Annotated in this window: 11 protein-coding genes and 1 pseudogene; 7 read left to right on the forward strand and 5 right to left on the reverse strand. The window is 61.1% G+C overall.

Annotated elements, in window-relative coordinates:
- The first annotated feature begins 196 nt into the window (after positions 1–196).
- The 7 genes and pseudogenes from C7I85_RS18035 (at position 197) to C7I85_RS18065 (ending at position 7,109) form a co-directional block, all read left to right on the forward strand.
- The gene (locus C7I85_RS18035) at positions 197–1,540 is read left to right on the forward strand and encodes an NAD(P)-binding domain-containing protein (RefSeq protein ID WP_106725402.1); all 1,344 of its coding nucleotides are present in this window, start codon (positions 197–199) and stop codon (positions 1,538–1,540) included.
- An 80-nt stretch (positions 1,541–1,620) separates the two neighbouring features.
- Positions 1,621–2,397 (forward strand): ABC transporter ATP-binding protein, encoded by a 777-nt coding sequence (locus tag C7I85_RS18040; protein ID WP_106725403.1) that lies wholly within the window; start codon positions 1,621–1,623, stop codon positions 2,395–2,397.
- Positions 2,390–3,047 (forward strand): annotated as a pseudogene (locus C7I85_RS18045) (ABC transporter ATP-binding protein). The gene C7I85_RS18040 and the pseudogene C7I85_RS18045 overlap by 8 nt, the downstream one beginning before the upstream one ends.
- On the forward strand, positions 3,037–3,684 hold the full coding sequence (locus C7I85_RS18050) for a hypothetical protein (protein WP_106725404.1): 648 nt from the start codon (positions 3,037–3,039) through the stop codon (positions 3,682–3,684). Before C7I85_RS18045 ends, C7I85_RS18050 begins: the two are co-directional and overlap by 11 nt.
- Before the next feature lie 169 nt (positions 3,685–3,853).
- Complete coding sequence (locus C7I85_RS18055) at positions 3,854–5,152, forward strand: ABC transporter substrate-binding protein (RefSeq protein WP_106725405.1); 1,299 nt, start codon at positions 3,854–3,856, stop codon at positions 5,150–5,152.
- A gap of 78 nt (positions 5,153–5,230) precedes the next feature.
- On the forward strand, positions 5,231–6,097 hold the full coding sequence (locus C7I85_RS18060; protein WP_106725406.1) for a branched-chain amino acid ABC transporter permease: 867 nt from the start codon (positions 5,231–5,233) through the stop codon (positions 6,095–6,097).
- Positions 6,090–7,109, forward strand: a complete 1,020-nt coding sequence (locus C7I85_RS18065; protein ID WP_210203054.1) for a branched-chain amino acid ABC transporter permease — start codon at positions 6,090–6,092, stop codon at positions 7,107–7,109. Before C7I85_RS18060 ends, C7I85_RS18065 begins: the two co-directional genes overlap by 8 nt.
- A 93-nt stretch (positions 7,110–7,202) precedes the next feature.
- Here C7I85_RS18065 and C7I85_RS18070 read toward each other — a convergent pair whose 3' ends face one another.
- The 5 genes from C7I85_RS18070 to C7I85_RS18090 all read right to left on the reverse strand — a co-directional run bounded on the left by C7I85_RS18070 (position 7,203) and on the right by C7I85_RS18090 (position 12,319).
- Positions 7,203–7,907, reverse strand: a complete 705-nt coding sequence (locus C7I85_RS18070) for a TetR/AcrR family transcriptional regulator (protein ID WP_245444989.1) — start codon at positions 7,905–7,907, stop codon at positions 7,203–7,205.
- Between the two features lie 97 nt (positions 7,908–8,004).
- Positions 8,005–9,432 carry an amidase gene (locus C7I85_RS18075; RefSeq protein ID WP_106725407.1) on the reverse strand — a complete coding sequence of 476 codons (1,428 nt, stop codon included), beginning with the start codon at positions 9,430–9,432 and terminating at the stop codon, positions 8,005–8,007.
- 106 nt (positions 9,433–9,538) lie between these two features.
- On the reverse strand, positions 9,539–10,573 hold the full coding sequence (locus tag C7I85_RS18080; protein WP_106725408.1) for an extracellular solute-binding protein: 1,035 nt from the start codon (positions 10,571–10,573) through the stop codon (positions 9,539–9,541).
- 26 nt (positions 10,574–10,599) lie between these two features.
- Entirely contained in the window at positions 10,600–11,400 is an 801-nt protein-coding gene (locus C7I85_RS18085; protein ID WP_106725548.1) for an ABC transporter permease, read from the reverse strand.
- On the reverse strand, positions 11,393–12,319 hold the full coding sequence (locus tag C7I85_RS18090; RefSeq protein ID WP_106725409.1) for an ABC transporter permease: 927 nt from the start codon (positions 12,317–12,319) through the stop codon (positions 11,393–11,395). The genes C7I85_RS18085 and C7I85_RS18090 overlap by 8 nt, the downstream gene beginning before the upstream one ends.

Here is a 12,319-nt window from a genome sequence, read left to right on the forward strand (position 1 = left end):
AATTTCAAGAATACCTACCAATCACGTGGAGGCAAGCCCTGCAATTTCGAACCTACCAAGCGACCAGCACAGGCGCGACGGTGGGCGAAAGTCGGAATGACGTTTTGTCGCATAGGTTGTTGACAGCATCGCTGAACCAAATAATCTCCTGCGAGTGAAATTTATTTCGCAAAAGAAAAGTTCTAGAGGGGATTGGATGAAGATGCGGGTAGCAGTCATCGGCGCCGGACCATCGGGCCTCGCCCAACTTAGGGCTTTCCAGTCAGCCGCAAGCAAAGGAGCCCAAATTCCCGAGGTCGTCTGTTTCGAAAAGCAGGCCGACTGGGGAGGCCTCTGGAACTATACTTGGCGTACAGGCACTGACGAGCATGGTGATCCCGTCCACGGCAGCATGTATCGCTACCTCTGGTCCAACGGGCCAAAGGAATGCCTTGAATTCGCCGACTACACCTTTGAAGAGCATTTCGGCCGGCCGATCGCTTCTTATCCGCCGCGCGCGGTGCTGTGGGATTACATCAAGGGCCGTGTCGAAAAAGCCGACGTGCGCAAATGGGTGCGCTTCAACACCCCCGTCCGCATGGTGACCTATTCCGACGCCACCGGCAAATTCACGGTCACCGTTCACGACCGGACAGAGGACGTCGTCTATTCCGAAGAATTCGATTATGTCGTCGTCGCCTCGGGTCATTTCTCGACGCCGAATGTGCCGCATTTCGAGGGCATCGATAGATTCGCCGGCCGCGTGCTGCATTCGCACGACTTCAGGGATGCGCTGGAGTTCAAGGACAAGGACATCCTGCTCATCGGGCGCAGCTACTCGGCCGAAGACATCGGCTCCCAGTGCTACAAGTACGGCGCCAAATCGATCACCAACAGCTATCGCAGCCGGCCGATGGGCTTCAACTGGCCCGACAATTGGGAAGAGGTGCCGCTGCTGATGCGGGTCGAGCACAAGACCTGCCACTTCAAGGACGGCACCTCCAAGGAGGTCGATGCCATCATCATGTGCACCGGCTACCTGCACCATTTCCCGTTCCTGAGCGAGGATCTGCGGCTCAAGACAGACAATCGGCTTTGGCCGCTCAGCCTCTACAAGGGCGTCGTCTGGGAGAACAATCCGAAGCTGTTCTACATCGGCATGCAGGACCAGTTCTACACCTTCAACATGTTCGACGCGCAGGCCTGGTTCGCCCGCGACGTCATGCTTGGCCGCGTCACGCTGCCGTCGAAGGACGAGATGATGGCCGACAGCCAGAGATGGCGCGATCGCGAGGAACAGTTGCAGGATGCCGGGCAGATGATCTGGTTCCAGGGCGACTACACCCAGGAGTTGATCGACGCGACCGACTATCCCGACTTCGACATCGAGGCGGTGAACCAGACCTTCATGGAATGGGAGCACCACAAGGCCGAAGACATCATGGGCTTCCGCAACAACGGCTACAAGTCGCTTATGACCGGAACCATGGCGCCGAAACATCATACGCCCTGGCTGGAGGCACTGGACGACTCGCTGGAAGCCTATCTGGCCGAGCAGTGAGCATCCGCCGGCGGCGTCGTGAGCCGTCGCCGGCATCATCCTCGACGCAAGGATGACAGGCGCCATGGGAGGGCCGATCGTTGTCTGATGCACCCATACTGGAAGTCCGTAACCTAACCAGGAAATTCGGCGGCCTGACCGCCGTCAATAACCTGTCCTTTGCGGTTCGCCGCAACAGCATCCACGGTCTGATCGGCCCGAACGGCGCCGGCAAGACCACGACCTTCAGCCTGATTAGCGGCTATTACAGTCCCACCAGCGGCCAGATCCTCTATGACGGCAAGGACGTGTCGGGCTTGAAGACCAGCCGCCTTGCGCAGCGCGGGCTCATCCGCACATTCCAGGGCACGACGCTGTTCCAAGAGTTCAGCGTCATGGACAATGTTCGCGTCGGCTGTCACCGCAGCGCGCGGGCTGGCTTCGTCTCGCGCATCATCGGCTCGGACGCGCCCGTCGAACGCGCTGCAGACCGCAAGGCCCGCGAAATCCTGGACCTGTTCGATCTCGGCGCTCTGGCGGACGAGCCGACTTCGAGCCTTCCGCACGGCCATCAGCGCGCGCTGGGCATGGCCGTTGCGCTCGCCGCCGACCCGGTGGTGATCCTGCTCGACGAGCCATTCACCGGCATGAACCCGGAGGAGACGCGCCGTATGATGGAGCACGTGCGCCGCGTTCGCGACGAACGTGACATCACCATCATGCTGGTCGAGCACGACATGCAGGCGGTAATGGGCCTGTGCGACCGCATTACGGTGATGAATTTCGGCCAGTTACTGACCGAAGGCGCGCCGGAGGAAGTGCGCACCGATCCGCGCGTCATCGAGGCTTATCTGGGGCGTGCAGAAGATGCTGCTTGAAGTCCGCGATCTCCACGTCCACTACCAGAAGGTCGCTGCCCTGAAGGGCATCAGCCTGCAGGTTCCGTCAGGGGGCATCGTCACCATTATCGGCGCCAACGGCGCGGGCAAGAGCACCACGCTGCGCGCCATCTCCGGGCTGGTCCGTCCCTCGAAGGGCGAGATCCATTTCGACGGCCAGCGCATCGACAATCTGCCGCCCGAGCAGATCGTGGGGCGTGGCATCGCCCACGTGCCTGAAGGTCGGCGCGTCTTTCCAGACCTCAGCGTCGAGGAGAACCTGCGCATCGGCGCCTTCCTGCGCGCGGACAAGGACGGGATCGAGAGTGACCTCGAAGATGTGTTCCGTCGTTTCCCGCGTCTGAAGGAGCGCCGTACCCAAAGGGCGCGCACGCTGTCGGGCGGCGAGCAGCAGATGGTGGCGATCGGGCGGGCGCTGATGTCAGGGCCGAAGTTGCTGCTTCTCGATGAGCCGTCAATGGGCCTTTCGCCGGTGGTGGTGCAAGAGATTGCCCGCATCGTTGCTGATATCGCCGACACTGGTGTGCCGGTGATACTGGTGGAAGGAAATCGGCACCGTCGCCTTGGAGGGCAGGGCCGCCGACCTGCGCACCAATGACCATGTCAGGAGGGCCTATCTTGGCGCCTGAGACGTGGAGCTTCCGGGACCTCATTGCAGCGGGATGGAGTGAGGCGGACCTCGAATGGGAAAGCCTGACCTCGACGGCGGTTTCCGACCTTGCGGCCGGGCGCACGGGCGAGGCATTCGATGGTTTTGCTAGGGCGTTGCGGCTGGCCCGGACCGAGCTCGCCAACGATGATCCGAGGCTCGCCACCAGCCTCTGCAATCACGCGGCTGCGCTGGACGCGGCGGGCGAGGGCGCCATGACGAGGCAGATCCGTGCTTCGGCCGCCCGGGCGTGGGCGGGATGTGAGCGCTGGATCGCAACGATGACGGCGCCGCGCACTGCACGGTCGTCGCTTTTTCATTTGCGCATGGAGCGCCTGCATCGGCCGGCCTACGAGGAGCGCTGGCGGGTCAAGGGACGCGAGTTGCTTGCGGCGGTGCAGACCGAGATTGGCGGGCTGGGAAGGCTCGTCCTGGTCGGCCCGGCCAAAGCAGAGGAGCGGGCGCAGCGCTGGAAACGGGAACGGCCGGCTGGCCTCGGTGATCCGAGGAAGCTGCTCGGCGCGGTGATATTGCTGGCGGCAAGGGAAGGAGTGCACGCAGTCGCCGTCGGAGATGATGCTGTAGATGCAGCGGCGACGCCGCAGCCACAGGAATAATGGGAAGTCTTTTTCTGCCGGCATTTCTGGTCGGCTATAGATGACCAAAAGGAGCGCGCAGCAGTCGATCTGTGCTTCTCCATCACGAAGAAAAGTATCGGCACCGGGAACAGGCTGCGGAGCAGTATCCCTCCGACAGCACAACGAAAATTCGAGCGGAGGAACCTCGATGACTTCTGCATCCAAGATTTCGCTTAACAGAAGAACCCTTCTTTGCGGCGCGGCAAGCGCTGCACTCATGCCGGTTGTCGGCTTTCCGCGCGCCAGCTTCGCGCAGGAGGACGTGGTCAAGATCGGCTTCCTGGCGCCCCTGACCGGGCCTGTGGCCGCCTGGGGTAAGCCCGGTCTTGATGGCTGCAAGATCTGGGCCGACTGGATGAACGAGGCGGGCGGGATCGAGATCGGTGGCAAGCCGCACAGGATCGAATTCGCCTCCTATGACGACGAAGACGATGCCGGCAAGGCGCGCGCCGGCGCCACCCAGCTGATCCGCGAAAGCGACGTCAAGTTCATCATGATGCTGGGCGGCAATTCCTGGCCGGGCGTCGAAGAGATCGCAGCGCGGCAGGGCATGCTGGTCTCGACGCTGCTGCCGAGCGACCTGACCCCCAACACCGAGACGCTGATCGCGCCTTGCGAGGTGCATCCGATCTACAACGTCACCGGCGTCGACTGGCTGGCGGCCAATCGGCCGGAGCTGAAGACCGCCGTGATCTGCGCGCAGGACGACGCCCTCGGCAAGCCTTCTGTAGCTACCTACCTGGCCGCCTTCGAGGCTGCCGGCATCGAGGTGCTCGGCGACCCGTTGTTCTTCGACCCCGCCACCACCGACTTCGCGCCGGTGATGACCCAGCTTCTGGCCAAGAACCCGGATATTCTGTGCCTCGACACCTGCTACGCCGACTATGTGCATCCGCTGTGTGAACAGGCGTTCCAGCAGGGTTACAAAGGGCAGATCATTTCCTGCACGCTGGATTTCTACCAGCGCATCGTCGAGCGTACCTCGAAGGAGTTCATGGAAGGCGTGATCTTCCAGTTTCCGGACTTCGATGACAAAGCGCTCAACGATCCGCGCATCAACTTCAGGAAGCCGAACGATTTCTACGCCGAATATGTCAAGCGCTACGGCGCGACGGAATGGTCGGCGGTGTCGTGGGAATATTCCTCGATCATGGACCTTTGGGCGGATGCCGCGCAGCGCGCCGGCAGCGTCGAGCCGGCCGATGTGTTGAAGGCCATGAAGGAGGGCGGCAAGGGCAAGCATGCATTTGGCGAGGCGCGCTGGTGGGGCAAGGACCTGTTCGGCCTCGACAACGCGCTTGTGGGCGACTGGCCGGTGGTGGTGATCCGCGATGGCAAGGCCACCATCGCCGAATTCCGCTCCATTCCCGACTGGTGGGACAAGCATGGACCGCTGCTGATCAAGCACATGACCGATCTTGGCCAGATGTGGAGCCAGCGCACCTGACACGGCCAGGCGGCCCCCGGGCCGCCTCTTTCCTCGCTGGGGCGAGGTGTTCATGACGCGACCAACCGGGAACTGCCGATGTCGGACTTTCTTCTGCAAACAGCCTTCAATGCCTCCTATGCCGCTAGCTACATGGCCCTCATTGCCGTGGGGCTGGTGCTGATCTTCGGTGTCATGGGGGTGATCAACTTTGCCCATGGCGAGCTCTATATGGCCGGCGCCTATGCGGTGGTTTTCTTCTACGCCGGGCTGGGCCTGCCCTTCATCGTGGCAGTGGCAATCGGCCTCGTCTTCGTCGGCTGTCTCGGCATGCTGATGGAACTGGCGCTATTCCGGCCCTTGCGAACCAATCCGCTCGGCGGCCTCATTGCGTCCATCGGATTCCTTCTGATGCTGCAGACCGTGGCCGTGCTGGGCTTCGGCCTGCGCAACCAGAATGTTCCGCCGGTCTCGCAAGGGCGCATCACCGTTGGCGGAGCCTTCCTGACCTATGAGCGCCTCTATGTCATCCTGGCGACGGTGGGGCTGCTGCTGGCGCTATGGTTGTTCCTGCGCAAGAGCAAGTTCGGCTGGGCGCTGCGCGCCTGCGCGCAGGACCGCGAAGCGGCCTCCCTGCAGGGCATCTCGATCAACCAGACGGCGCGCTATGCTATGTTTATCGGAGCCGGCCTTGCAGGCGTCGCCGGTGCGCTGACCGCACCGCTGGTCGCGCCGACGCCCTACATGGGGCACACGGTGATCGTGACCGCCTTCATCATTATCATCGTGGGCGGCATCGGCAGCCTGGAGGGGGCAGTACTAGCCGCGATCATCTACGCCTTCGTCCATACCTTCGTGACGACCTTCTTCGACGGCGTCATCGCAAACATCGTCGGCCTGCTGCTGATGCTGGCTGTCCTCGTCGTCAAGCCGCAAGGCCTGTTTGGAGTGCGCGAACGTGCATGAACGAAACACGATCAGCGGGGCCGGTTGGATCGGCATCCTCGCTCTGGCGGTGGTGCTGCTTGCGGTGCCGCATCTTGTCAGCTTTTCCCAGCAGGAACTGCTGGTCTTCCTCACCATCAACGTGTTGCTGGTTGTCAGCTATCGCCTGCTGACGCTCACCGGCGAGTGGTCGCTCGCCCATGTGGTGATGATGGGCGTCGGCGCCTATGGCAGTGCGCTCTACAGCAAGCTGTTCGGCTTCCCGGTGCCGCTGGCCATGCTCGCTGGCGCGGTTACGGCAGGGTTGATCGCCACCGTGCTCAGTTTTCCGCTGTTTCGCATGAAGGGCTTCTACTTCCTCATAGGCTCGTTCGCCGCCGGCGAGGTGATCCGCCTGATCTGGAAGCGCTTTACCGATCCTTTCGGCGGGCCCAAGGGGATCCAGCGCATTCCCGGCTTTCCCGAGATCGATCTCGGCTTCCTGCGCGTCGATTTCTACCAGCCTGAGAACTATTACTACTTCGTCCTGGCGGTGGTGCTGGTGTCTCTGTGGGTACTCTACCGCATCGAGAGATCGCGTATCGGCCTCACCTTCCACGCCATCCACTGGCAGGACAAGCTGTCGGAATCGGTTGGCATCGACACGTTCGGCCATCGCATGCTGGCCTTCGTCGTTGCCTCGTTCTTTGCCGGCGTTGCCGGCGCGCTCTATGCGCACTATCTCAGCACGGTCAATCCGAACCAGTTCAACGTCGATACGATGGTCTATGTGCTCATCTGGACCATCGTTGGGGGCACCAGTCGCTGGTACGGTCCCATACTTGGCGTCATCGCGCTGACCATCATCGACGAGGTTATCCTGCGCGGCATCGGCGCGGACCAGTGGCGGCCGCTGCTCTACGGGGCGATCCTCATCTGTGCCATCCTATTCCTGCCCAACGGGCTGGAAAGCTTGGTCATCAGGGCGGGCGAAGCCCTGCGCGGCCGCTCCGCTTCGGCCGTTACCGGGGCGGCGGGGGCTGAGCAAGAGTGATACCAAACCCGCTGCTCATAGTCCTTAAGCACTTGGTCAGTGAGCCTTGGCTAGATGCGCAGGTGAGTGGCCGTTTGAAGCGCAAGCCGCCTATCAGCCGTCGGCGGCAGGGAAGCTGCGTGGAAATACCTGACGCAAGAGGGCCATGGCCGTCTTGTGCAACGCGTCGGAACGGATGGCGTCGGGGTTGAAAGTATCCCAATACCAGGCACCCTGCACCAGGTAGTTGAGACCCTCGGCCAATGTTTCTATGTCGACACCCTCATAACCGCCTTCTCGGGCTACTTCTGCAAGGAAATCGCGCGTCTGCGCCAGGTATTCGCGATCGCTGGGCAGACTGATCATTCGATCCAGTTGCACTGTTTGACGGTCGCTGCTGAATAGCACCCAGACAGCAACCCAGTCGGGGTGCTGTCGCCTGAAATGCCGCGCGCAATCAATGGCAGCAACGATACGCTCCGGCGCCGTCAACCCGGGCAGAAGCACTGTCTCCTGCCAGAGCCGCGCAAATTGATCGTTGAGATACTCAAGCACTGCACGAAAGAGCTTTTCCTTAGTGCCGAAGTGGAACACGACGAGGGCGTTGGACGATCCGATGTGGTCGGCGATACGCTGCATGGTGACGCTAGCTATCCCTTCCTCGGCGATCAGTCGAATGGTCGTGTCGATAATTCGTTGCGCGCTGGCCTGACCGCGCAGGTGGCGACGATCCGTCTTGCCGGCTTTGGTCATAGGCACGGAAGCGGCGACCGACTTCTCCTGTTTCGGTTTGGTGATCGAGGTTTTCGCCGTTTTCAATGCGCTGCTCCCAGGCTGCCGGCGGTCCGGCAGCCTTTGGCTCTTATTGACCGATGGGCGGCGACGGTCAACGGCCTGCTGCCGTTGACCGTTTCGACTACAGGCTTGGGCGGTTCGCCGCGTCCTGGTACCAGGAGCCCTGCGCGGTCTCGAAGGCAAGTCCTGCGCGGAATACATCCGCGTCGCAATAGGTGCGCCCGACGATTTGGATGCCGGTCGGGACGCCGTTGCTAGCGCGCCCCGAGGGTACCGAAAGCACGGGGCAGCGGCTCATCATGTTGAAGGGTGTCGTCATCGCCCAGCCGAGCATGGGGTTGACCTGTTTGCCGTTGATTTCGACCGAACCGACGGAATGGTCGAAGTCGGCCGGCACGGCAGGCAGGGCATTGGTCGGGCAGACCAAGATGTCATAGCGCTCAAGGATAGGGCCTAGCGTCAGATACATGTCGTCAACGACCTCAAGGCTTGCGACAAAATCCGATGCCTTCGACTTGCGGCCCCGCTCAGCCATCTGCCGGGCGTAAGTGGTCATCTTGTCGCCGTGCTCCTTCAAGAGACCTGACAGATACCCGCCGAAAATGTGGTCCAGATAAGCCAGGCCCGCCTCAAGGACGTGAGGCTTCCACCCCAGATCGACCTCTTCCACGGTGGCGCCGAGCGAACGGAAAACGTCCAGCGCCGCAAGCGTGTTCTTCTGTACTTCAGGATCAACCTCGAAGAATCCGAGATCCATGGAAAAGGCGATCTTCCAGCCTTTGATCGGCTTGTATTCGAGTGGCAGGCGCAACTTGGGCCGGAGGGTCGCAATATCGTGTGGGCTCGGGCCGGACATCACGTTCTGGAGCAAGATCGCGTCCGTGACTGTGCGCGCCATCGGGCCCGTGTGGCAGAAAAAGTCCAGGTTGAACGGCGCATCGTCGGGATTGCGGCCATAGGGCGGCTTATAGCCGACCACGCCGCAGGCCGCCGCCGGAATGCGGATCGACCCGCCAATGTCGGATCCGGTCGCGAGGGACGATGTTCCCGATCCCAGCGAGGCTCCTGCTCCGCCCGATGACCCGCCGGGCGTGAATTCAGGGTTCCATGGGTTGCGCGTTATGCCCCAAAGACGAGACCAGGTGGTTCCAGCGCAGCAAAACTCCGGAGTGGCGGTCCGAGCATGAATGATGCCCCCGGCTGCCATGATGCGTGCGTTCATCGTCGAGGTCCTCTCGGCGATATGGTCCTTATAGATTAGTGAACCCACCGAGGTCGGCTTGCCCTTGATCTCGCTTTCGTCCTTGATACCCACGGGCAGTCCTTCAAGGGCGCCGGTCCTGGCGCCCCTGGCATACTTTGCTTCGGCCCGTCGCGCCCGCTCCATGGCTTCGTCAAAATGGGTATAGGTCAGCGCGTTGACCGGCACCTTCACCGTCTCAGCACGACTGATTGTCGCTTCCATAAGCTCCACCGGCGAAAGCTGACGATTTCGGAAACGGCGCAGCGCCTCGTGTGCGGGCATATAACAGAGTTCAAGATCACTCATTGATTGCTCCGAACTGGAAAAAGGGAGATCGGTCCGACTTATCCGCCTCCGACGTCTCTGGGGGCTGACGCCGGAGACGTGCGGAAAGGCGACCGGATAGCCAGGGCTACTTGAGGACTTCGGTCCAGATTTTCGTATACATTTCATTCACTTCCGGCGGACAAGCCGGCGTGAACCTGCCCTTGTCGAGGAACTCGGCCGGGACAACGATTTCCGGTGCGTTCTTCATCTCTTCGGGCATGAACTTCTCGGAGCCGGCTATGCCGTTGGCATAGCGCGCATAGGCCGAGATAAGCGCCGCGTTCTCCGGGTCCATGACGAAGTTTTGAAAGAGCTTCGCGTTCTCGACGTTTGGAGCCGTCTTCAGCACCGCGACATTGTCCATCCAGATCGGATAGCCCTCTTTCGGATAGCCATAGACGAAATGCGGATTCTCCAAGCGCACGCGCATCGATGCACCGCCCCAGTTGACGCCTGCGTCAAAGTCGCCGGCGGTGTATTTTTCGAGGCTGGGGTAATCCAGGGATAGCCACTTGGGTCTGGCTGCAACCAGCCGGTCACGGACCTTGCGTAGAATATTCTTGTCGCTGGTGCAGGCGTCGGTACCGCCTTCGTAGTAGATGGCCAGCGTCAGGATATCGCCCATCTCGGGCAACACACTTAACTTGCCCTGAAGCTCAGCAGGCGGGTCGAGGAATATCGCCGAGGTGTTGGGATCGCCGGAATAGACCGACGTGTTCACCAGCATGCCGGTTGTTCCCCATTGCCACGGCACTGTGTAGTGGCGACCGGGATCGAAATCGACATTGACCCAACGCGGGTCAACATTCTTGAAGTTCTCCATCTGATCGGGGCGGGTTTCCAACAGAAGCCCCTCATCAATCCAGATCTTCACGAAGGTCGAAGTCGGCACGACGATATCGAAATCGTTGCCACCCTGGCGGGTCTTGGCGAGCGCGGTATCGTTGGAATCGAAGTCCGTGATCGTTACCTTGACGTTGTATTTCTCCTCGAATTTCTTGATCAGTTCGGGGCTCGTGTAGTTCCCCCAGTTGAAGATGTTGAGAACACCTTCGGCGTTGGCAGTCCCAATATGCAAGAGCGCGAAGATCGATGCAGCAGCAGTAACAAGCGATCGCATGGGAAACTCCGGTTGGTTGAGGCGGGTCAGTCTTTCTTGCGGCTGAGGAAGAAGAAGAGGGTGACGACGGCGATGGAGAGCGCCAGAAACATCGTCGAAATGGCGTTCATCTCGGGCGTTACGGTCCGCCGCAATTGGCCGAGCATGTAGGTGGGCAACGTTTCCTGCCCAGCTGATTTGATGAATTCGGTGATCACCACATCGTCGAGCGAGACGACGAAAGCCAGCATGAAACCGGCGAGGATCGCGGGCCACAGAAGTGGGAAGGTCACGCGACGGAACACCATCCATGGAGTGGCGTAGAGGTCGGCGGCGGCGCGTTCGAGGGAAAGATCCATCGTCTCCAACCGCGCGCGGATCGGCAGGAAGGCAAAGGGAATGCAGAAAGCAATGTGAGCGGCGATCAGGTAGCCAATCCCAGTGTAACCGGTCCAGACCTTGATCCGCGAAAAGACCACAAGCAGCGCCACAGCGGTGACGATCTCGGGCACCATGAGCGGCTGGTTGATGAAGGCGACCTTGAAGGCCAGCCCGCGGTAGGACGCGGTGCGGGTAGTAGCGAGTGCCGCCATGGTGGCGGCAACAGTGGCGACGAGCGCTGCGATCGGGGCGACCGTCAGCGACCTGATCGTCGCTTCGATGACACGATCATTGTTCCAGGCCGTCGCGAACCATCGCAGCGATACCCCCTCGAGCGCACCGACTGTCGTTCCAGCGTTGAAGGCGAAAACAACCATCGTCGCGATCGGAAGATAGAGCAGGGCAAAGCAGAGGAGCGCAATTGACGTAAATCCGCGTTGCCGCCTGACCGAATAGCGCCTAGCCATGATGCCCACTCCCGGATTTCGACGCCGCGCGCACATAGACAAGGAGGGCCAGCATGACGCCGCCGGTCAGGGTTATGGAAAGTGCCGACCCTAGCGGCCAGTTGCGGCCTTGACCGAACTGGAGCTCGATCAGGTTGCCGAGCATCAGGCTCCTTCCTCCGCCCAGCAGCCGTGGCGTCACATAGGCTCCAAGTGACGGTATGAAGACCAGGATCGACCCGGCGATGATGCCCGGCCGCACCATCGGGATGATGATACGCCGCAACACCTTGAAGTTGCTGGCGTAAAGATCTGCCGCCGCCTCGGCGAACCGGAAATCGAATCTCTCGAGGCTCGCGTAGAGCGGCAGGACCATCAGCGGCAGATAGACATAGGCCATGCCCAGGAGGATGCCGAGGTCCGTGAACATGATCTGAAGCGGCCGCTTTATCGCGCCCAGCCAGAGCAGCGCGCTGTTCAGCACGCCTTCATTGCGGAACACTTCCTGTATCGCGAAGGTGCGGATCAAGAGGTTAGTCCAGAATGGGAGGGTGATCATGAACAACCAGAAATCCCGCCACCGCCGGTCGCACGTGGCGATGAAATAGGCGACGGGAAAGCCCAGGAGCAGTGTCACGAGCGTGGTGATCACCGACAGTTTTACTGAACGCCACAGGATGGTCAGATGCGCGTCGGCGAGTTTTAAGGTGTCATCGAAGACGTCGCGCTCGAAGATGACACTGAACCAGCCATCAAGCGAGAATTGCCAGTATTTCACGTCACCGTAGTCGCCCTTGACCATGAAGGAGTAGAGCACGACCACGACAAGCGGCCCGATCGCTGCAAGCAGCACGATCGCCAGGGCTGGAGCGGCAAGCCACCAGCGGTTTCGGACATCCGCGCGCGCGGCGGCAGTGGCGATCTCGGCAGCGTTCGCCAT

Source organism: Pseudaminobacter soli (ex Li et al. 2025), assembly GCF_003012705.1.
GTDB classification, from domain to species: Bacteria; Pseudomonadota; Alphaproteobacteria; order Rhizobiales; family Rhizobiaceae; genus Pseudaminobacter; species Pseudaminobacter soli.

Coding starts and splice junctions, on each gene's coding strand:
- C7I85_RS18035 (WP_106725402.1), top strand. CDS start 197: ATGAAGATGCGGGTAGCAGTCATCGGCGCCGGACCATCGGGCCTCGCC.
- C7I85_RS18055 (WP_106725405.1), top strand. CDS start 3,854: ATGACTTCTGCATCCAAGATTTCGCTTAACAGAAGAACCCTTCTTTGC.
- C7I85_RS18060 (WP_106725406.1), top strand. CDS start 5,231: ATGTCGGACTTTCTTCTGCAAACAGCCTTCAATGCCTCCTATGCCGCT.
- C7I85_RS18075 (WP_106725407.1), bottom strand. CDS start 9,432: ATGAGTGATCTTGAACTCTGTTATATGCCCGCACACGAGGCGCTGCGC.
- C7I85_RS18080 (WP_106725408.1), bottom strand. CDS start 10,573: ATGCGATCGCTTGTTACTGCTGCTGCATCGATCTTCGCGCTCTTGCAT.
- C7I85_RS18085 (WP_106725548.1), bottom strand. CDS start 11,400: ATGGCTAGGCGCTATTCGGTCAGGCGGCAACGCGGATTTACGTCAATT.
- C7I85_RS18090 (WP_106725409.1), bottom strand. CDS start 12,319: ATGGCGAACGCTGCCGAGATCGCCACTGCCGCCGCGCGCGCGGATGTC.